This window comes from Pantoea sp. Taur, from assembly GCF_009830025.1.
GTDB classification, from domain to species: domain Bacteria; phylum Pseudomonadota; class Gammaproteobacteria; order Enterobacterales; family Enterobacteriaceae; genus Pantoea; species Pantoea communis.
Genome location: NZ_SZZZ01000015.1, coordinates 52,320 through 71,345 on the forward strand (window position 1 = coordinate 52,320; position 19,026 = coordinate 71,345).

Annotated in this window: 16 protein-coding genes; 13 read left to right on the forward strand and 3 right to left on the reverse strand. The window is 52.9% G+C overall.

Features of this window, described 5'->3' with window-relative positions:
- Positions 1-63: 63 nt before the first annotated feature.
- Positions 64-924 carry a formate transporter FocA gene (gene focA / locus FD744_RS18665; RefSeq protein WP_034820596.1) on the reverse strand — a complete coding sequence of 287 codons (861 nt, stop codon included), beginning with the start codon at positions 922-924 and terminating at the stop codon, positions 64-66.
- A gap of 354 nt (positions 925-1,278) precedes the next feature.
- A complete protein-coding gene (ycaO, locus tag FD744_RS18670; protein ID WP_160868947.1) occupies positions 1,279-3,039 on the reverse strand; it encodes a 30S ribosomal protein S12 methylthiotransferase accessory factor YcaO in 1,761 nt (586 codons plus the stop codon).
- A gap of 313 nt (positions 3,040-3,352) precedes the next feature.
- Between ycaO and serC the strand changes: the two genes are divergently transcribed.
- The 12 genes from serC (at position 3,353) to FD744_RS18730 (ending at position 17,360) form a co-directional block, all read left to right on the forward strand.
- Positions 3,353-4,438 carry a 3-phosphoserine/phosphohydroxythreonine transaminase gene (gene serC, locus FD744_RS18675; protein WP_160868948.1) on the forward strand — a complete coding sequence of 362 codons (1,086 nt, stop codon included), beginning with the start codon at positions 3,353-3,355 and terminating at the stop codon, positions 4,436-4,438.
- An 81-nt stretch (positions 4,439-4,519) separates the two neighbouring features.
- A complete protein-coding gene (aroA, locus tag FD744_RS18680) occupies positions 4,520-5,806 on the forward strand; it encodes a 3-phosphoshikimate 1-carboxyvinyltransferase (protein WP_160868949.1) in 1,287 nt (428 codons plus the stop codon).
- 197 nt (positions 5,807-6,003) lie between these two features.
- Positions 6,004-6,684 (forward strand): (d)CMP kinase, encoded by a 681-nt coding sequence (cmk, locus tag FD744_RS18685; RefSeq protein ID WP_038647821.1) that lies wholly within the window; start codon positions 6,004-6,006, stop codon positions 6,682-6,684.
- A gap of 122 nt (positions 6,685-6,806) precedes the next feature.
- Positions 6,807-8,480 carry a 30S ribosomal protein S1 gene (rpsA, locus tag FD744_RS18690; RefSeq protein WP_034820570.1) on the forward strand — a complete coding sequence of 558 codons (1,674 nt, stop codon included), beginning with the start codon at positions 6,807-6,809 and terminating at the stop codon, positions 8,478-8,480.
- Between the two features lie 86 nt (positions 8,481-8,566).
- Positions 8,567-8,851: an integration host factor subunit beta gene (gene ihfB / locus FD744_RS18695; protein WP_003849360.1), complete on the forward strand. Its 285-nt coding sequence runs from the start codon at positions 8,567-8,569 to the stop codon at positions 8,849-8,851.
- Positions 8,852-9,052: 201 nt separating this feature from the next.
- On the forward strand, positions 9,053-11,311 hold the full coding sequence (locus tag FD744_RS18700; RefSeq protein ID WP_160868950.1) for a DNA internalization-related competence protein ComEC/Rec2: 2,259 nt from the start codon (positions 9,053-9,055) through the stop codon (positions 11,309-11,311).
- A gap of 34 nt (positions 11,312-11,345) precedes the next feature.
- Positions 11,346-13,094, forward strand: coding sequence for a lipid A ABC transporter ATP-binding protein/permease MsbA (gene msbA / locus FD744_RS18705; RefSeq protein ID WP_160868951.1), 1,749 nt, complete (start codon positions 11,346-11,348; stop codon positions 13,092-13,094).
- Entirely contained in the window at positions 13,091-14,092 is a 1,002-nt protein-coding gene (gene lpxK / locus FD744_RS18710; RefSeq protein ID WP_160868952.1) for a tetraacyldisaccharide 4'-kinase, read from the forward strand. The genes msbA and lpxK overlap by 4 nt, the downstream gene beginning before the upstream one ends.
- A 23-nt stretch (positions 14,093-14,115) precedes the next feature.
- Positions 14,116-15,333: a winged helix-turn-helix domain-containing protein gene (locus FD744_RS18715; RefSeq protein ID WP_160868953.1), complete on the forward strand. Its 1,218-nt coding sequence runs from the start codon at positions 14,116-14,118 to the stop codon at positions 15,331-15,333.
- 94 nt (positions 15,334-15,427) lie between these two features.
- Positions 15,428-15,610, forward strand: coding sequence for a Trm112 family protein (locus FD744_RS18720; protein ID WP_007887424.1), 183 nt, complete (start codon positions 15,428-15,430; stop codon positions 15,608-15,610).
- A complete protein-coding gene (gene kdsB / locus FD744_RS18725; protein WP_160868954.1) occupies positions 15,607-16,356 on the forward strand; it encodes a 3-deoxy-manno-octulosonate cytidylyltransferase in 750 nt (249 codons plus the stop codon). The genes FD744_RS18720 and kdsB overlap by 4 nt, the downstream gene beginning before the upstream one ends.
- A gap of 110 nt (positions 16,357-16,466) precedes the next feature.
- Complete coding sequence (locus FD744_RS18730; protein ID WP_160868955.1) at positions 16,467-17,360, forward strand: YcbJ family phosphotransferase; 894 nt, start codon at positions 16,467-16,469, stop codon at positions 17,358-17,360.
- Here the strand turns inward: FD744_RS18730 and elyC are convergent.
- Complete coding sequence (gene elyC / locus FD744_RS18735; RefSeq protein WP_058961776.1) at positions 17,340-18,125, reverse strand: envelope biogenesis factor ElyC; 786 nt, start codon at positions 18,123-18,125, stop codon at positions 17,340-17,342. The two genes, FD744_RS18730 and elyC, sit on opposite strands and share 21 nt — an antisense overlap.
- A gap of 124 nt (positions 18,126-18,249) precedes the next feature.
- On the opposite strand from elyC, the gene cmoM reads away from it, so the two are divergent.
- Entirely contained in the window at positions 18,250-19,023 is a 774-nt protein-coding gene (cmoM, locus tag FD744_RS18740) for a tRNA uridine 5-oxyacetic acid(34) methyltransferase CmoM (protein ID WP_034820537.1), read from the forward strand.
- Positions 19,024-19,026 lie beyond the last annotated feature (3 nt).

A 19,026-nucleotide genomic window follows, 5' to 3' on the forward strand; every position in this document is an offset into this window, starting at 1 on the left:
TACCTGCCTTATTTAGGGAGACTCTGACGATGACGTGCCCTTGAGCACGCCCGTATCAATTGCTTAGTGAACCGGCTCATCACCACGAAGATAGATGACCCAGTAGGTCAAACCGACTAACAATCCGCCGCCGATAATGTTGCCGATTGTCACGGGAATAAGGTTGTTAACAATAAAGTCGCCAACGCTGAGAGAGGGGAACTGTGCGGCGCTGGAGCCGGCCAGTTGCCAGAATTCCGGGCTGGCGAAGTCGCGAATGACAATGGCCATAGGGATTAAAAACATGTTGGCGATGCTGTGCTCAAACCCGCTGGCAACGAACATCCCGACCGGCAATATCATGGCAAACATTTTGTCAAACAGACTGCGGCCGGAGTAACTCATCCATACGGCCAGGCAAACCATCAGATTAGCCAGTGTGCCGAGGCTAACGGCCTCAATAAACGTGTGATGCATTTTGTGATCGGCGGTTTGCAGGACGTTCAAACCCCACGCGCCGTTGGCAACCATATGTTCACCCGCTAACCAAATCAGCGCGACAAAGAACAGCGCACCAAACAGGTTACCGATATAGACGTTCAGCCAATGTCGGCCGAGTTGCATCCAGGTGATGCGCCCGCTGGCTTTCGCCACCACAATCAAAACCGTCGAAGTGAAAAGGTCCGCGCCACATACCACAACCAGCATCAAACCCAGAGAGAAGCAGATACCGCCAATCAGTTTCGCAATACCGTAGGGCATCGCGCCACTGCCCGTGGTGGCAGTAATGTAGAAAACAAATGCGATAGAAATAAATACGCCAGCAGTGATGGCTAAGAAGAAGGTGGTTAAAGGATGTTTAGTGGCTTTATAGACGCCGGCATCTTCAGCAACTTTCGCCATGGCCGCGGGTAATAATGCATTAAAAGGGTTGTCAGCTTTCACACTAACGCTCTCCTGAAATTGTCTGTAAAGATACTAACAAAGGAGTATAGGTCAGGAATTGATGTGGATCATAAATGGCAGGGAGGTACGGGGTAAGCGAGGCGTTAAACTAAGGAATTTGCATGTAACAATCTGAATTATAACAACTAAAAAATTTTTAATTTATGCAAAATAAGTTTAATGAAGGGTCTTTGAAAGTGACTTAATGTTAATTCAGTTTAATCAATGAAACTGAATTGTTAATTATCAATATTCAATGTTGAGTATGACAATTTGAAGCAAAAAAATGGCACCGGGATTAATCAGTGCCATTTTCAACGTTAGCAAAAATATTGCGCTAAGCGCTCGTGAATATTACTTAGACCAGTAGTTGCGCTTTGCTGCCTGCAGTTTTTCATAGGCGGCCAGCAGGGCCTGATGAGCCGGGAAGGCTTTGAGATCGAGGTCCACTGCCTGCAAGCCGTAGAATGGCGCTTCACCGCTGATCGCTGCAGAAGCGGCATCAACGGCGGCTTCGCCATACATCCGCACAAAGGCACGATGATATTGCAGAGGATCGCGTTCTTCTTCCATGGCGAGCAACAGCAGGGTTTGCAGGCAACGGTAATAGTTGGCGCGTTCAGCGCTGAAGATTGACTGGTTGAACTCCATGGTCCATTCCGTCCAGATCAAAGCCTGATCCAAATCTCCGCCCGCCAATGCCAGCATGGCTTTCAGCTCGCCAATACGTAGGGTGTACCAGCCATTGTCTTTACCTGACGCCAGACCCAGCAGCTCACGGACGCGAGTGAAGTCGTCATGACCTTCTTCATCCAACTGCTCGATGAGGTTCAGATACGCCTCCGGTTCCCACTCACTGGCTGGCAGCGCCAGCAACGTTTCACGCAGCGGCGCGCCCATGCTGTTGTTGGCCAATAACAGGTCTTCCGCCGGATAAATATCTGACATGCCCGGTACGATGATACGGCAGGCGTAAACGCCCAGATGCTCATAATCCGCGATGTAAACCTCTTGATCTTCCGCGCGGAAGATAGCCATCAGCGTATCAAACTCTTCGTGCGTGCTGCCTGAGAAACTCCAGTCGACGAAAGGATAATCCGCATCATCTTTGAACATGTCCCAGGAGATTAAACCACTGGAATCGATAAAGTGGGTTTCCAGGTTGGCGTGTTCAGCCACTTCTTCATCATCAAAGGTTGGTGGGGTGAAGACATCCAGGTCTTTCAGCCCACGGCCCTGGAGCAGTTCAGTAACGGTACGTTCCAATGCCACACCAAAGTCAGGGTGCGCGCCGAATGAAGCAAAGCAAGTGCCGTTGGCCGGGTTAAACAACACTACGCAGATAACCGGGTACTTGCCGCCCAGTGAAGCATCGTAAGAGAAGATCGGGAAACCTTCGGCTTCCAGACGTTCAATCGCCTCAATCACGCCGGGGTAGCGCTGCATCACTTCAGCAGGAATTTCTGGCAGGCTAATTGACTCAGCGATAATGCGGTTTTTAATGTGGCGCTCAAAGACTTCAGACAGGCCTTGTACACGCGCTTCGTTCGCGGTGTTACCGGCAGACATGCCGTTAGAAACATACAGGTTGCCGATGATGTTCATCGGGATGTACACCGTCTGCTGGTCGGATTGACGAGTAAATGGCAGGCCGCAGATACCACGGTCAACATTCCCTGACTGCAGGTCAATCAGATCTGAGGCGCTCAGACTATCTTCTGGATCGTAAAATTTATGCAGACGCGCATCCAGAATCCCTGCTGGTAAACTGTCATCGTCAGTCAATGGGAACCACTTCTCATTCGGGTAGTGAACGAAATCGCCGTTGGCGATGGACTGACCGAGCCAGAAATCGGCGAAGAAGTAGTTGGTTGAGAGACGCTCAAAATATTCGCCTAACGCTGAAGCCAGTGCCGCTTTCTTACTGGCACCTTTACCATTGGTAAAGCACAGCGGGCAGTCGCGATCGCGGATATGCACAGACCAGACGTGTGGAACCGGGTTCAGCCAGGAGGCTTCTTCAATGTTGAAGCCCAGGTCCTGCAGTTTGTGCTGGAAACGTGCGATGGAGTCTTCCAGTGCGGCGTCTTTTCCTGGAATAAACGTTTGCGTCATGTTGGCGCTCTCTCAAGTCGATGGGGTGGGCGTAAAGCGCGCAATGATACGGGTTTTGCGCCTGCTTCGCTATTCAGTGGTCTAAATTTATCGCGGTATTGTCACGGCTATTTCATCACCTGGCAGCATTCTGATTTTACATCGGGAATCTCCCTCACAAAATTCCGTGGCTTATTGCATTTATGACATAAGCTGCGGTGGAGCCCGCCCCGGAATTGTGATCGCTATCGGATTAATGATTGCAGCCATTCGGAGGCAATGATAAAACCGATACGGTATTCATAACCGTTCGATATGACAGTGGTGAGGGGAAATGACGCAGGTTTATAATTTTAGCTCCGGCCCAGCGATGCTGCCGGTAGAAGTGCTCCGTCGTGCAGAACAAGAACTGACAAACTGGCACGGATTAGGCACCTCTGTAATGGAGATCAGCCATCGCAGTAAAGAGTTCATTGCTGTCGCTGAAGCAGCAGAACAGGATTTTCGCGATCTGCTGAAGATCCCATCGAACTACAAAGTTTTATTCTGCCATGGTGGCGCGCGCGCGCAGTTCGCGGCTATTCCAGGTAACCTGCTGGGTGATGCTAAATCCGCTGACTATATTGATGGCGGCTACTGGGCACACAGCGCGATTAAAGAAGCTGAAAAATATTGCACCCCGAACACCATCGACGTCAAAACCACGCTTGACGGTAAGCGTGCTTTGTTACCAATGCGTGAGTGGCAGTTGAACGATGATGCCGCCTATGTGCATTTCTGCCCGAATGAAACCATTGATGGTATTGCTATCGATGCAGAGCCTGACTTTGGTGACAAAGTCGTGGTGGCTGATCTTTCTTCAACCATTATGTCTCGCCCAATCGATGTCAGCCGTTACGGTGTGATCTACGCAGGCGCACAGAAAAACATCGGTCCAGCGGGATTAACGCTGGTGGTGGTGCGTGAGGATCTGCTGGGCAAAGCGCAGCGTTATGTGCCGTCTATCCTTGATTACAAGGTGCTGGCTGAAAACGAATCCATGTTCAACACACCGCCGACTTTTGCCTGGTACCTCTCTGGTCTGGTATTCAAATGGCTGAAAGAGAAGGGCGGTGTTGCTGAGATGGATAAGGTCAATCAGGCGAAAGCAGACCTGCTCTATGGCGTCATCGATAACAGCAGCTTCTACCGTAACGATGTTGCTGCTGCTAACCGTTCACGTATGAACGTGCCATTCCAGCTGGCTGATGCCGCGCTGGATAAAGTGTTTCTGGACGAGTCTCTGCAGGCAGGCCTGCATGCACTGAAAGGACACCGCGTGGTTGGCGGTATGCGTGCATCGATCTACAATGCGATGCCGCTGGAAGGGGTGAAAGCCCTGACTGAGTTCATGATCGACTTCGAACGTCGTCACGGCTAATTACTCATCATAGGCCAGCCTGGCTGGCCACTGGCCCCGTTACATAACGGGGTTTTGTCTTTTCTGGAGATTTGGTTTCACATGCAGGACTCCCTGACTCTACAACCGATTGCTCGCGTTGACGGCACGGTAAACTTACCGGGTTCAAAAAGCGTTTCTAACCGCGCATTGTTATTGGCCGCGCTGGCAAACGGCACGACTCGCCTGACCAATTTGCTGGACAGCGATGACGTTAAACACATGCTGAATGCGCTGAAGGCGCTGGGCGTCAATTACACGCTCTCTGCCGATCGTACCGTGTGCGAAGTGGTGGGAAATGCAGGTCCGCTGCACAGTGACCAGGCCCTGGAACTCTTTCTGGGCAACGCCGGCACGGCGATGCGTCCGCTGGCAGCCGCATTGTGCTTAGGCCAACAATCAATTGTGCTGACTGGCGAACCCCGCATGAAAGAGCGCCCAATTGGTCATCTGGTGGATGCGTTGCGTCAGGGCGGAGCCAATATTGATTACCTGGAGCAGACGGATTATCCGCCGCTGCGTCTGAACGGCGGGTTTGTAGGTGGCGATGTCAGTGTGGACGGTAGTGTTTCCAGCCAGTTCCTGACAGCATTGCTGATGACCGCTCCGCTGGCACCGAAAGACACTGTGATTACCATCAAAGGTGATTTGGTCTCCAAGCCGTACATTGATATCACTCTGCACCTGATGCGTTGCTTTGGTGTTGACGTTGATAACCAGAATTACCAGCGCTTCGTGGTAAAAGGCCAGCAGCAGTATCAATCTCCAGGCGATTATCTGGTGGAAGGCGATGCCTCTTCTGCCTCTTATTTCCTCGCCGCCGCAGCCATTAAAGGTGGAACGGTTCGCGTAACCGGGATTGGCCGCAACAGCGTTCAGGGCGACATCCGCTTTGCTGATGTGCTGGAAAAAATGGGTGCGGTGATCGAGTGGGGTGATGACTATATTGCCTGCACACGAGGTTCTCTGACCGCGATTGATATGGACATGAACCATATTCCAGATGCGGCGATGACCATTGCCACCACGGCGTTGTTCGCGGAAGGCACCACCTTGATGCGAAATATCTACAACTGGCGTGTGAAAGAGACTGACCGCTTAGCGGCGATGGCGACCGAATTGCGCAAAGTGGGTGCGGAAGTAGAAGAAGGTCACGATTTCATTCGTGTCACTCCACCGGCTCAGCTTCAGCATGCGGATATTGGCACTTATAACGATCACCGCATGGCGATGTGCTTTGCGCTGGTGGCGTTATCGGACACGCCTGTCACCATTCTTGATCCTGGCTGCACGGCGAAAACCTTCCCGGATTACTTCCAGCAGTTGGCGAAAATCAGCCAGACCTCTTGATCACGCTACCCGGTACGCTTGTGCCGGGTTTCCTCGCTCTCTTCTGGTCTTGTTGGGCGGAAATTCTTCTGAATCTGTCGAAAATTCTGGCGCTGTCTACGCTAAAGGGTAACTAACCTGACGCGGGCAGCGTATAATGCCGCGCATTCAAACAGCCAAGAAGGCTGATAATAAGCACGCAGCAACAGGAGAGAACAATGACGGCAATCGCCCCGGTAATTACCATTGATGGCCCAAGTGGCGCAGGTAAAGGGACTTTGTGTAAAGCGATGGCGGAGTCATTGCAGTGGCACTTGCTGGATTCTGGTGCCATTTATCGCGTACTTGCATTGGCTGCACTTCATCATCAGGTGGATATCGAATCCGAAGAAGCATTAGTGCCTATGGCCGCTCACCTCGACGTGCGTTTCTTGTCCGTAGAAGGTGAGATGCAGGTCATTTTAGAAGGTGAGGATGTGACCGGTGAAATCCGTACGCAGGAAGTGAGTAATACGGCTTCGCGGGTTGCTGCCTTCCCACGCGTGCGTGAAGCGCTGCTGCGTCGTCAGCGAGCATTCCGTGAAGAGCCGGGCTTAATTGCAGATGGCCGTGATATGGGCACAGTCGTGTTCCCCGATGCACCGGTAAAAATCTTCCTTGATGCAAGTTCAGAAGAGCGTGCTCACCGTCGTATGCTACAGTTGCAGGAGAAGGGCTTTAATGTTAACTTTGATCGCCTTTTATCCGAGATAAAGGAACGCGACGACCGCGATCGTAATCGTGCAATTGCGCCTTTAGTGCCTGCCGCTGATGCTCTGGTGCTGGATTCAACCAGTATGTCCATTGAGCAAGTGATTGAAAAGGCACTTGATTATGCCCGCCACAAGCTGGGCATTTAATCTATTCGGTAACTGAATTGAAGTAACCCTGTACCACGGATCCGGTGCTGGGCATGTGAAACAACCCCATCCGACAATGACGTCAGGTGGACGTTAAATTGAAGAATCCTAAGATTATCAATATGACTGAATCTTTTGCTCAACTATTTGAAGAATCACTGAAAGAAATCGAAACCCGTCCGGGTTCCATCGTTCGTGGCGTTGTTGTCTCTATCGACAAAGACGTAGTCCTGGTTGATGCGGGTCTGAAATCTGAGTCTGCAATCCCTGCAGAGCAGTTCAAGAACGCAGCCGGCGAACTGGAAATCCAGGTTGGCGACGAAGTTGACGTTGCGCTTGACGCAGTTGAAGACGGCTTCGGTGAAACCCTGCTGTCCCGTGAGAAAGCTAAGCGTCACGAAGCTTGGATCACGCTGGAAAAAGCTTACGAAGAAGCTGAAACTGTTACCGGTGTTATCAACGGCAAAGTTAAAGGTGGCTTCACAGTTGAGCTGAACGGTATTCGTGCGTTCCTGCCAGGTTCACTGGTTGACGTTCGTCCGGTTCGCGATACCCTGCACCTGGAAGGCAAAGAGCTTGAGTTCAAAGTTATCAAGCTTGATCAGAAACGTAACAACGTGGTGGTTTCTCGCCGCGCAGTTATCGAATCTGAAAACAGCGCTGAACGCGATCAGCTGCTGGAAAACCTGCAGGAAGGCATGGAAGTTAAAGGTATCGTTAAGAACCTCACTGACTACGGCGCATTCGTGGACCTGGGTGGCGTTGACGGCCTGCTGCACATCACCGATATGGCCTGGAAACGCGTTAAGCATCCAAGCGAAATCGTCAACGTGGGCGACGAAATCACTGTTAAAGTGCTGAAGTTCGACCGCGAGCGTACTCGTGTATCTCTGGGCCTGAAACAGTTGGGCGAAGATCCATGGGTTGCTATCGCTAAGCGTTACCCAGAAGGCACCAAGCTGACTGGCCGTGTAACCAACCTGACTGATTACGGCTGCTTCGTTGAAATCGAAGAAGGCGTTGAAGGTCTGGTACACGTTTCTGAAATGGACTGGACCAACAAAAACATTCACCCATCTAAAGTTGTTAACGTGGGCGATGTTGTTGAAGTTATGGTTCTGGACATCGACGAAGAACGTCGTCGTATCTCCCTGGGTCTGAAGCAGTGCAAAAACAACCCATGGCAGCAGTTCGCTGAGACCCACAACAAAGGCGATCGCGTTGAAGGTAAAATCAAGTCAATCACTGACTTCGGTATCTTCATCGGCCTGGACGGTGGCATCGACGGTCTGGTTCACCTGTCAGACATCTCCTGGAACGCGACTGGCGAAGAAGCCGTTCGTGAGTACAAAAAAGGCGACGAAATCGCTGCTGTTGTACTGCAGGTTGATGCAGAGCGCGAGCGCATCTCTCTGGGCGTGAAGCAGTTGGCTGAAGATCCATTCAACAACTACATCACCCTGAACAAGAAAGGCGCTATCGTTAACGGTAAAGTAACTGCAGTAGACGCTAAAGGTGCTACAGTAGAATTGGCTGATGGCGTTGAAGGTTACCTGCGCGCTTCAGAAGCTTCACTGGACCGTATCGAAGATGCAACTCTGGTTCTGAGTGTTGGTGACGACGTTGAAGCTAAATTCACCGGCGTTGACCGTAAGAACCGCGTTGTAAGCCTGTCTGTTCGTGCTAAAGACCAGGCTGATGAGAAAGAAGCTATCAACACTGTTAACACCAAACAGGAAGAAAGCAACTTCTCTAGCGCTATGGCTGAAGCGTTCAAAGCGGCTAAAGGCGAGTAATCGACCCGAGGCACCGGACGATGTAAGTCGTCCGGTTTCGGTAAAAGCTGTCATACCTTTCCCATTAAGGATTAACCGGAGGTTACATGACCAAGTCAGAACTTATTGAAAGACTTGCTGGACAGCATACTCATATTCCGGCGAAAGTCGTTGAGGATGCAGTTAAAGAGATGCTCGAGCACATGGCCACCACGTTGGCACAGGGCGAGCGCATTGAAATCCGGGGATTCGGCAGCTTTTCTTTGCACTACCGCGCACCGCGCACTGGTCGTAACCCGAAAACGGGTGACAAAGTGGATCTGGAAGGTAAATACGTTCCCCACTTTAAGCCGGGCAAAGAATTGCGTGACCGTGCAAATATCTACGGCTAAGCCGTTACCGAACGACAAAGCGACACCTCCGGGTGTCGTTTTTTTTTGCTCTAAATTCGTTGTTGTGAATCTGATTCCTAAACCCACATCAACAATGAAAGCCACTTCGATTTTTTGGCATCCGCAATCCAGCTCTCCCCATTCCTGAAAGCTATTCCTGCCAATTGCACGCAAACTGGTGCCCATTGCGGGAGAAAAGTGATGCGTATAACAGGGATTGCAGTAGCCAGAATCATGATCCTGGCGGCGCTACCATTGGGTTTGTTACCTCAAATATCGACCATGGAAATGATCGCTGTGATGGTGCTACTAGCACTTATTGTGGCATCCCTGCCTTGGGCTGGGCTGCGTCTTATTGGCATGGGTATCCTGCTTCTGGCGTGGGCGCTACTGGAAGCGAGACAGATGCTGAATGTGATTGACCAGCTTTCAATGGCGCCAGCCGAAGTGACGCTGCGTATTGTTGATGTGAAGGAAAATCAACAGCAATTTAAAGCCCAGATTATCCGTGTGGGTGAGCGGTATCAGTTCCCGCCGTTGTTTGTCAGTATCAATGTGGAGCCAAGTGAATCGGGGTATTGTGCAGGGCAACGCTGGAAAATGACCTTACGCTTGCGTGCAGTGCATGGTCGATTGAATGAAGGCGGGTTTGATGCCCAACGTTTTGCGCTGGCAAACCATACACCTTTGCAGGGGAGAATCATTAACCAGCTGGCGGAATCGGTAGATTGTAATTTGCGAACGCAGGTTATGCGCCATCATCAACCTCTTTTTGAACACCTGCAACAACCGGCCATTTTGCAGGCGCTGGCTTTTGGCGAACGTGAGAACATGACCAAAACTCAGCGACAATTATTACGTGAGACCGGAACCGCACACTTAATGGCGATTTCCGGTATGCATATTGCGCTAGCGGCCAGCGTTGGCTGGATGATAGTACGTGGCTTGCAGCTGCTGCAGCCTGCGCACACCATCGGTTATCTGCTGCCGCTGATGGGGAGCATCATTACCGCGACAATCTACTGCTGGCTGTCGGGCAGCCATGCACCAGCACAGCGCGCGCTGGTCGCGCTACTACTGTGGACAACGATAAGAATCGCTGGCTGGCAGTTAACAGGCTGGCAGATTTGGACACTGTGCATGGGTGTACTGCTTTGGCTTGATCCCCTCACCGTCTTATCTGAAAGCTTTTGGCTCTCTGCTCTTGCCGTCGCCATGTTAATCATCTGGTTCCAGTGGTTTTCCTTGCCGGATCGATACCGTCAGGCCTGGCGCTGGCTGCCGCTGAGATTGCTGCACTTACAACTTGGCATGATGATACTGATGGCTCCTCTGCAGATTTTTTTATTTCAGGGAATCAGCCTCAGTGCACTGGTCGCTAACCTCATCGCGGTGCCGGTGGTATCGCTTTTCACCGTGCCATTGATACTGCTGGCGCTTTTGCTGCCCATACAACCCATCGCTTCGGTACTGTGGCGGTTGGCGGATTTTTCTGTCAATCAGGTGATGCAGGGCCTGGCATACTTGCCAGCAGGATGGTGGCCGTTAAATGATGCCTTGCAGGCAGTGGCCCTGCTATGGGGCGGTTTATTTATGTGGCGCAGTGGTTTGCTGAATAACACGCTGATGCTTTGCTGCGGCTGCGCATTGGCATTTCTGTTATGGCGTCATCAGTCTGAACAAGATGACTGGCAGATTGACGTGCTGGATGTGGGCCATGGTCTGGCGATCGCGATTACACAGGGTAATGAAGTGGTGTTGTACGATGCGGGTCCACGCTGGAATGAAGATGATGCGGGCGCGCGCGTGATACTGCCATGGTTACTGTATAAGGGACGACAGCTAAACACGGTGGTGGTAAGTCATAAGCATCTGGATCATCGGGGTGGGCTGAATTCACTGCATCAGGCCAATCCCAATATGATGATCCGCAGTGCATTGGGTGAAGCGGGACATTTACCCTGTCAGCGAGGAGAGCAGTGGCAATGGGGCAAACTGACCTTTACGGCACTCTGGCCGCCCGCAGGGAATACGCAAGGGCAAAATAATGACTCTTGTGTCGTACGCGTAGACGATGGAGCGGTCAGCCTGCTGCTCACCGGGGATATTGAGTTAGAAGCAGAAAGAAAATTGGTGGCATTAGAGAAAACCCAGCTCACCAGCACGTTAATGCAGGTCCCTCATCATGGTAGCCGAACCTCTTCGGGGCCATTACTGTTACGTAGTGTTGCAGGAAAGGGCGCGGTGGCATCGGTAGCGCGCTATAACGCCTGGCGCATGCCAGCCGCCGCCGTGGTGGAACGCTATCGCCAACAGGGCTATATCTGGTATGACACGGCACAATCCGGGCAGGTCCACATTGGTATTCGGCAGGGTGAATGGCAGATTAAGGGATTGAGGGAGCAAATAAAACCTCGCTGGTATCATCAGTGGTTTGGCGTCAAAGGTGAATCCAGGTAGAATGAGCGGCTATTTCAAACAGCGTGAATAAATAATGCATCAAGACAAAGATCTCTCAACGTGGCAAACGTTCCGCCGACTCTGGCCGATGATTGCGCCGCACAAAGCAGGACTGTTTGTGTCTGCGGTGGCGCTGATTCTCAATGCGGCCGGCGATACCTTAATGTTGTCGCTGTTGAAACCTTTACTGGATGATGGCTTCGGTAAGGCCGATCGTTCCGTCATGCTTTGGATGCCTCTGGTGGTGATTGGCCTGATGCTGGTGCGTGGCGTGACCAGCTACATCTCCAGTTATTGCCTCTCTTGGGTATCGGGCAACGTGGTCATGAATATGCGCCGCCGCTTGTTTGGTCACATGATGGGCATGCCCGTGGCGTTCTTTGACCAGCAATCAACCGGCACATTGCTGTCACGCATCACTTATGATTCCGAGCAGGTTGCTTCGTCCTCTTCCAGTGCACTGGTGACGGTCGTACGTGAAGGCGCCTCGATCATCGGCCTGTTTATCATGATGTTCTACTACAGCTGGCAGCTGTCATTAATTTTGATTGTCCTTGCGCCAATTGTTTCCTTTGCGATTCGTACGGTTTCAAAACGTTTCCGCAGCATCAGTAAAAACATGCAGAACACCATGGGACAAGTCACCACCAGTGCTGAACAGATGCTGAAAGGGCATAAAGAAGTGCTGATCTTCGGTGGTCAGGATGTTGAAGCGCAGCGTTTCTCGCAGGTGAGTAATAAAATGCGCCAGCAGGGCATGAAACTGGTATCTGCCTCTTCTATCTCGGATCCGGTCATTCAACTGATCGCCTCACTGGCTTTGGCATTTGTTCTTTATGCCGCCAGCTTCCCGAGTGTGATGGAAACACTGACTGCCGGTACCATCACCGTGGTGTTCTCATCAATGATCGCACTGATGCGCCCACTGAAGTCGCTGACCAACGTTAATGCCCAGTTCCAGCGCGGCATGGCGGCTTGTCAGACACTGTTCTCGATTCTGGATAGCGAGCAGGAAATCGATAACGGTAAACGTGAAATCACACGTGCCAAAGGTGATGTGGAATTCCGCAATGTGACCTTTACCTATCCTGGCCGTGAAGTCCCGGCGCTGCGTGATATCAATCTGTCACTGCCCGAGGGCAAAACCGTGGCATTGGTAGGACGCTCAGGATCGGGTAAATCGACCATGGCGAGCCTGTTGACCCGTTTCTACGATATCGACTCCGGTGAAATTCTGCTGGATGGCCACGATCTGCGTGAATACACCCTGCGTTCGCTGCGTAATCAGGTGGCGCTGGTATCTCAGAATGTTCATCTGTTCAACGACACCATTGCCAATAACATTGCTTATGCACGCAATGGAGAATACACCCGCGAGCAGATTGAACAGGCAGCGACTATGGCGCACGCCATGGACTTTATTAAGAAGATGGATAACGGTCTGGATACCGTGATTGGTGAGAACGGCGTGTTGCTGTCAGGTGGCCAGCGTCAACGTATTGCCATCGCGCGCGCATTGCTGCGTGATTGCCCGATTCTGATCCTTGATGAAGCGACCTCAGCACTGGATACCGAATCCGAGCGCGCCATTCAGGCCGCACTGGATGAGCTGCAGAAAAACCGTACTTCGCTAGTGATTGCGCACCGCCTGTCGACCATCGAAAAAGCCGATGAAATCGTGGTCGTTGAGGATGGTCGTATCGTTGAACGCGGTACGCACAGCGTGTTGCTGGCCGAAAAGGGTGCCTATGCACAGCTTCACAAACTGCAGTTTGGTCAATGATTGAACGCATCTGGAGCGGGCGCTCGCCACTGTGGCTGCTATTGTGGCCACTGAGTTTGCTGTATGGGGTAATCAGCAGTTTGATTCGCCTCAGCTATCAGCGTGGCTGGCGTAAAAGCTGGCGTGCGCCCTGTCCGGTGATTGTGGTAGGTAATCTGACGGCTGGCGGCAACGGTAAAACGCCGGTGGTGATTTGGCTGGTTCAGGCACTGCAACAGCGTGGCCTGCGCGTTGGCGTTGTCTCACGCGGCTATGGTGGAAAGGCTGAGCGGTATCCACTGCTGGTGACGGCCGATACCCCGACATCACAAGCCGGCGACGAGCCGGTATTAATCGCGCAGCGTACTCAGGCGCCGGTAGCCGTCGCGCCTCAACGCCGTATGGCGGTAGAAGGACTGCTGGCCGCACAGGAACTGGATGTGATTATTACCGACGACGGGCTGCAACATTACGCGTTGCAGCGCGATCGTGAAATTGTGGTAGTGGATGGTGTCCGTCGCTTCGGTAATGGCTGGTGGCTGCCCGCAGGTCCGATGCGTGAGCGCGCATCCCGGCTGCAAAGCGTCAATGCCATCATCGTCAATGGTGGAGAGGCGCAAGCCGGTGAGATAGCCATGACGTTGCGTCCCGGTAAGGCGATCAATCTGGTGAACGGTGAGACAGCGAACCTCGATCAATTGCCAGAAACGGTGGCGATGGCCGGCATTGGACATCCGCCGCGATTCTTCAAAACGTTGCAGCAGCACGGCATCAAGCCGGTGGCGGAAATCGCGTTTGCCGATCACCATGCTTATAGCGAAGAAGAGTTACAGCGTTTGACGCAGACTCATCAATGCCTGCTGATGACCGAAAAAGACGCAGTGAAATGCCGTAGTTTTGCACGTGACAACTGGTGGTATCTACCGGTTGATGCCGATCTGTCGGGGGCGTCCCTTGATGCTTTACTCGCCGATGTGACCCAACTCTGCACGACTGCGCGCGACACCCGTTCGCGCTAAACCTGCTCAAAGGGAATCGAGTCATGACCACAACATCGTCCCTTTCACTCCAAACTGCTCGTCATTTACACCTGGCTGCTCAGGGGTTGTTACGCCCACCGAGCCGCCGAGCCCGCCTGGCCGATATCCATGCCTGCGTGCGGCAGATGTCACTACTGCAAATCGACACCATCAATGTCGTCGCCCGTAGTCCTTATCTGGTGCTGTTCAGCCGCCTTGGCGCTTATCCCACACAGTGGCTGGAAGAAACATTGGCCTCCGGTGCGCTTTTTGAGTATTGGGCGCACGAAGCCTGTTTCATCCCCTTCGAAGATTACCCGTTGCTACGCCATCGCATGCTGGAGCCGCAGCGGCTGGGATGGAAATATAACGAGCAGTGGGTTGAAGAACATCAGCAGGAAATCGCCGCCTTGCTGAATCATATCGCTGAAAATGGCCCGGTACGCGCGGCCGATTTTGCCAGTGATAAGCACACCAAACCCGGCTGGTGGGCCTGGAAGCCACACAAGCGGCATCTGGAAAACCTGTTCAGCGCGGGTGAGTTGATGGTGGTCGAACGACGTAACTTCCAGCGGGTGTACGATCTGCGCACCCGCGTGATGCCTGATTGGGATGACGAACAGCATGCAGTGAGTGAATCTGATGCGGTACTGGCGATGCTTCGACACAGTGCCCGCAGTCTCGGTATTTTTCGTGCCAGTTGGTTGGCCGATTACTATCGGCTGAAGCGTGCACCCCTGCAATCCTGGATTAAGGATGCCGAAGCACAAGGCGAAATCGTGTGCGTTGAGGTGGAACAACTCGGTGAGATGTGGCTGCATAAGAGCTTGTTACCTCTGCTGGATAAAATGCCCAGCGCCACCCACACGGCCTTGTTGTCACCGTTCGATCCGGTGGTATGGGATCGCCGTCGCGCTCTGGAGTTGTTTAATTTCGATTACCGCATTGAGTGCTATACCCCTGCTGAGAAGCGCGTCTATGGTTACTTTGTTCTGCCGGTGTTACACCGAGGTGCACTCAAAGCGCGTATTGATGCAAAGATGGACCGCCAGGCACAGCAGCTGATTATCCGTGCATTTTGGCTAGAGCCCGGCGTGCGTGTTACCCAGGCCTTTCTGAATGATGTGCAAAAAGCCATCAGTCGCTTTGCACAGTGGCAAGGTGCCGATGAGGTCATCGTTGAAAATGTCCCTGCCGAACTGCTTGCTGCCTGGACGCATCGTTGGGTTATCAGCGATTGAGTTCATCGTAATAATGCCGCGCCCGGCGCACTGTGCTTCGGGTGCGCTATGGTATGCTAGGCGCCTGACAAATCGGTGCTGAAAGGAGAAAATTATGGATCACCGTTTACTTGAGATTGTTGCCTGTCCGGTTTGCAACGGAAAACTGTATTTCAACAAAGAGCAGCAGGAGCTGATTTGTAAACCAGACGGCCTGGCTTACCCGGTGCGCGATGGCATTCCGGTATTGCTCGAAGTGGAAGCGCGTACGCTGTCTGTTGAAGAGATCCATCCATGAGTTTCGTCGCCATTATTCCGGCGCGTTACGCATCAACGCGCCTCCCTGGCAAACCGCTGGTGGATATTCACGGTAAGCCGATGGTCGTACACGTGATGGAGCGCGCACGCGAGTCGGGCGCCGATCGCGTAATTGTGGCGACCGATCACCCCGAGGTTGCTGCAGCGGTAACCGCTGCCGGTGGCGAAGTGTGCATGACGCGCGCGGATCACCAGTCGGGCACCGAGCGCCTGGCAGAAGTGATTGAGAAATATCAGTTTGCCGATGACACCATTATCGTCAACGTGCAGGGTGACGAGCCGATGATTCCGGCAGAGATCGTGCGTCAGGTCGCCGATAATCTGGCGCAGGCTGATGCAGGGATGGCGACATTAGCCGTGCCGATTAGCGACGCTGAAGAAGCGTTTAACCCCAATGCGGTTAAAGTGGTGATGGACGCGAAAGGCTATGCGCTTTATTTCTCACGCGCCACCATTCCGTGGGATCGCGAGCGCTATGCGAAATCGCGCGAACAGATCGGTGACACTTTGCTGCGTCACATTGGCATTTACGCCTATCGCGCTGGCTTTATCCGTCGTTACATTGCGTGGGAACCTTGCCCGTTAGAGCACATTGAATTGCTGGAGCAGTTGCGCGTGCTGTGGTACGGCGAGAAGATCCACGTTGCCGTAGCGCAAACCGTGCCAAGTGTTGGCGTGGATACGCCAGAGGATCTGGTCCGTGTCCGTGCGGCCATGCGGGGTTAACGCCTGACCGGCCAGCCGCTCGCGCTGGCCATAAAGTTTGATCTGGCGCTAAGTTTCGCGCCACCATGACCTCCAGGATAGTGAAGTCAATTGACTGCGGAGGATAACGCATGGAACAGCTCCGTTCAGAACTGGCGTTGATACTGGGTGAAGGTATCAGCCGCCTCGAAACCATTAGCGAACAGGCGCAGTCGCGGCTGTACGCACTCTATGACAACGACGGTAAACCGATGCCGCTGGTGGCGAAGTATTTTCGTCATCAAGGCCGTGCGGCGCTGGAAGCCAAAAAACTCACCATGTTGGGCCATGATGGACTGGTCACAGTACCTGCGGTTTTTGGCCTGGTGCTGAGTCAGCAGCCGCCGGTACATGAAATGCTACTGATGGCGCGATTCAATGGCGTCTCCGCCGAAGCGCCAGCGCGCACCGCCGTGCGCTGGGAGCAACTGTGTGAGCAGATTGTCGAGGGTGTACTCGGCTGGCACCGTATCGACAGCCACGGATTAGTGGGAAGGGTTGATAGTGTCCAGGAAAACAACTGGCCAGCCTGGTATCGCCAGCGCATCGAGGTGCTGTGGGCCACGTTGGGCTATCTGTCACCGCCATTTTTCACGTTGGAAGATCGGCAGATCCTGTACCGCAGCCGACAGCAGTTAACTAATCTCTTCAAAGACTTCGACGATCCCTGCGTGCTGATGCACGGCAACCTGCGTTTATCCAGCATGCTGAAAGATGCACGCAGTGACCAACTGATAGCGATGATGCAGCCAGGCAATATTCTCTGGGCTCCGCGTGAGTATGAGTTAATCCGGCTGGCAGATAGCGGGGCTGAAGCCTCACTGCTGCAGCATTACCTGCAACGCGCGCCGGTTTCTGAAGGCTTTATCTGGCGGCGCTGGCTGTATCAGCTATGGGATTGTGTCGATACGTTGGTAAGCAGCGGACAGTTTGACCGTCCGCGCTTTGATCATGCCCGCGAGCAGTTACTTCCCTGGCTCGGATGACAGCAAATCATCGCCACGCAGCCGTTGCCAAATCTGGCCCAGGGTTTCATAAATCGCACGTTCACTGTGACCCAGCCACATTGGCGATGGCAACATGCGGTCCCAGGCGCTGATTGGCGAGGTAATCGCGAGCTGATTGGCCGGTGCGGCGATGGGGTTCAGACCTGCGCTCAGGAAGAAATGCATCGCACGTGGCAAGTGGTTCGCCGATGAGACCAGCAGGAAAGGGTGATTGCCGATAGTTTGTTTGACGGCCAGCGCTTCTTCGCCCGTATCATGTGGTTGGTCCAGCGTGATAATCGCCGAACGTGGCACTCCCAGACTTTCGGCTACCTCTGCCGCCACGCTGGCGTTGCTGCGGGGGTTGTATCCAGCAGCAGCGCCAGTGAAAATCATTTTTGCTTGTGGATTCCGACGCCATTGGCGCACACCTTCTGTTACGCGCGGCAGGCTGTTGTTGAGCAAATTAGAACTTGGTGCCCAATTCGGATTGAAGGTGTAGCCACCGCCCAGCACGACGATATAATCCACCGGTTCGCTACCGTTCCAGGTTGGATAATGCTGTTCGATGGGGCGCAACAGACGATCGGCAACGGGTTGCAAGCTGAGCAATAAAAGCAGCAACCAGCTAATAGAGATCAGGATTTTGCCGCCTTTTTGCCAACGGCTAAACCAGAGAAGTAAAAGTCCTACCGCCATGAGCAACAACAGCAGTGGTAAAGGTAATAACATCGCGCCAATCCATTTCTTTAAGGCAAAAAACATCGAAATTTGCTCCTTTTGTCCGAAAAAACAGCAGCCAGACAGTTACTGTGGCGTGAAAGGTTCATTCTTGTTGAGCCTGTGACAAAATAGCACAAGTTGAATGCAGCACAGTGGAGCCATCATCATGCAGGATCGTAACTTTGACGATCTGGCGGACAAATTTTCGCAGAACATTTATGGCACCCGCAAAGGGCAGGTACGGCAGGCGATCCTGTGGGACGAACTGGATGCGCTATTACCGACACTGCCTGAAGGCGCACTGTCAGTGCTGGATGCCGGCGGTGGCGTAGGACAAATCTCCTGTGGATTAGCGGCACGTGGCCATCAGGTGCTGTTGTGCGATCTCTCCGCGGAGATGTTGAAGCTGGCTGAAGCGCATGCGCACACCGAGGGTGTGAGCCACAACATGCAATTCAAACAAATTAGCGCGCAGCAGGTGGGCGAACATTTGGATCAGCCGGTTGATCTGGTATTGTTTCACGCTGTGCTGGAGTGGGTGGCAGAACCGGAAGCGGTGCTGCGTGCCTTGTGGCACACGCTGAAGCCCGGTGGCGTGCTGTCGTTGATGTTTTACAATGCGCATGCCCTGACGTTCCGCACCCTGCAACTCGGCAATTTCGGCTATCTGCGTGCCAATATGACTAAACGCAAAAAGCGTACGCTGTCACCGGATTTCCCGCGCGATCCTCAGGACGTTAATCGCTGGTTAAGTGATGCGGGCTTTGAGATTGAACAGCGTGCAGGCATTCGCGTGTTTTGTGATTACATGAAACCGCCACCGCCCGGCGTCGTCAAAAGCGTTGAAGAGATTATTGAGATGGAACGGCGCTACTGTCGTCAGGAGCCCTTTTTAAGTTTAGGGCGCTATATCCACGTGACCGCGCGCAAACCCAGGTAGAAG

Excerpts from the sequence above, each read along its gene's own strand:
- ycaO (WP_160868947.1), bottom strand. The coding sequence starts at position 3,039 with ATGACGCAAACGTTTATTCCAGGAAAAGACGCCGCACTGGAAGACTCC.
- serC (WP_160868948.1), top strand. The coding sequence starts at position 3,353 with ATGACGCAGGTTTATAATTTTAGCTCCGGCCCAGCGATGCTGCCGGTA.
- aroA (WP_160868949.1), top strand. The coding sequence starts at position 4,520 with ATGCAGGACTCCCTGACTCTACAACCGATTGCTCGCGTTGACGGCACG.
- cmk (WP_038647821.1), top strand. The coding sequence starts at position 6,004 with ATGACGGCAATCGCCCCGGTAATTACCATTGATGGCCCAAGTGGCGCA.
- rpsA (WP_034820570.1), top strand. The coding sequence starts at position 6,807 with ATGACTGAATCTTTTGCTCAACTATTTGAAGAATCACTGAAAGAAATC.
- ihfB (WP_003849360.1), top strand. The coding sequence starts at position 8,567 with ATGACCAAGTCAGAACTTATTGAAAGACTTGCTGGACAGCATACTCAT.
- FD744_RS18700 (WP_160868950.1), top strand. The coding sequence starts at position 9,053 with ATGCGTATAACAGGGATTGCAGTAGCCAGAATCATGATCCTGGCGGCG.
- msbA (WP_160868951.1), top strand. The coding sequence starts at position 11,346 with ATGCATCAAGACAAAGATCTCTCAACGTGGCAAACGTTCCGCCGACTC.
- lpxK (WP_160868952.1), top strand. The coding sequence starts at position 13,091 with ATGATTGAACGCATCTGGAGCGGGCGCTCGCCACTGTGGCTGCTATTG.
- FD744_RS18715 (WP_160868953.1), top strand. The coding sequence starts at position 14,116 with ATGACCACAACATCGTCCCTTTCACTCCAAACTGCTCGTCATTTACAC.
- FD744_RS18720 (WP_007887424.1), top strand. The coding sequence starts at position 15,428 with ATGGATCACCGTTTACTTGAGATTGTTGCCTGTCCGGTTTGCAACGGA.
- kdsB (WP_160868954.1), top strand. The coding sequence starts at position 15,607 with ATGAGTTTCGTCGCCATTATTCCGGCGCGTTACGCATCAACGCGCCTC.
- FD744_RS18730 (WP_160868955.1), top strand. The coding sequence starts at position 16,467 with ATGGAACAGCTCCGTTCAGAACTGGCGTTGATACTGGGTGAAGGTATC.
- elyC (WP_058961776.1), bottom strand. The coding sequence starts at position 18,125 with ATGTTTTTTGCCTTAAAGAAATGGATTGGCGCGATGTTATTACCTTTA.
- cmoM (WP_034820537.1), top strand. The coding sequence starts at position 18,250 with ATGCAGGATCGTAACTTTGACGATCTGGCGGACAAATTTTCGCAGAAC.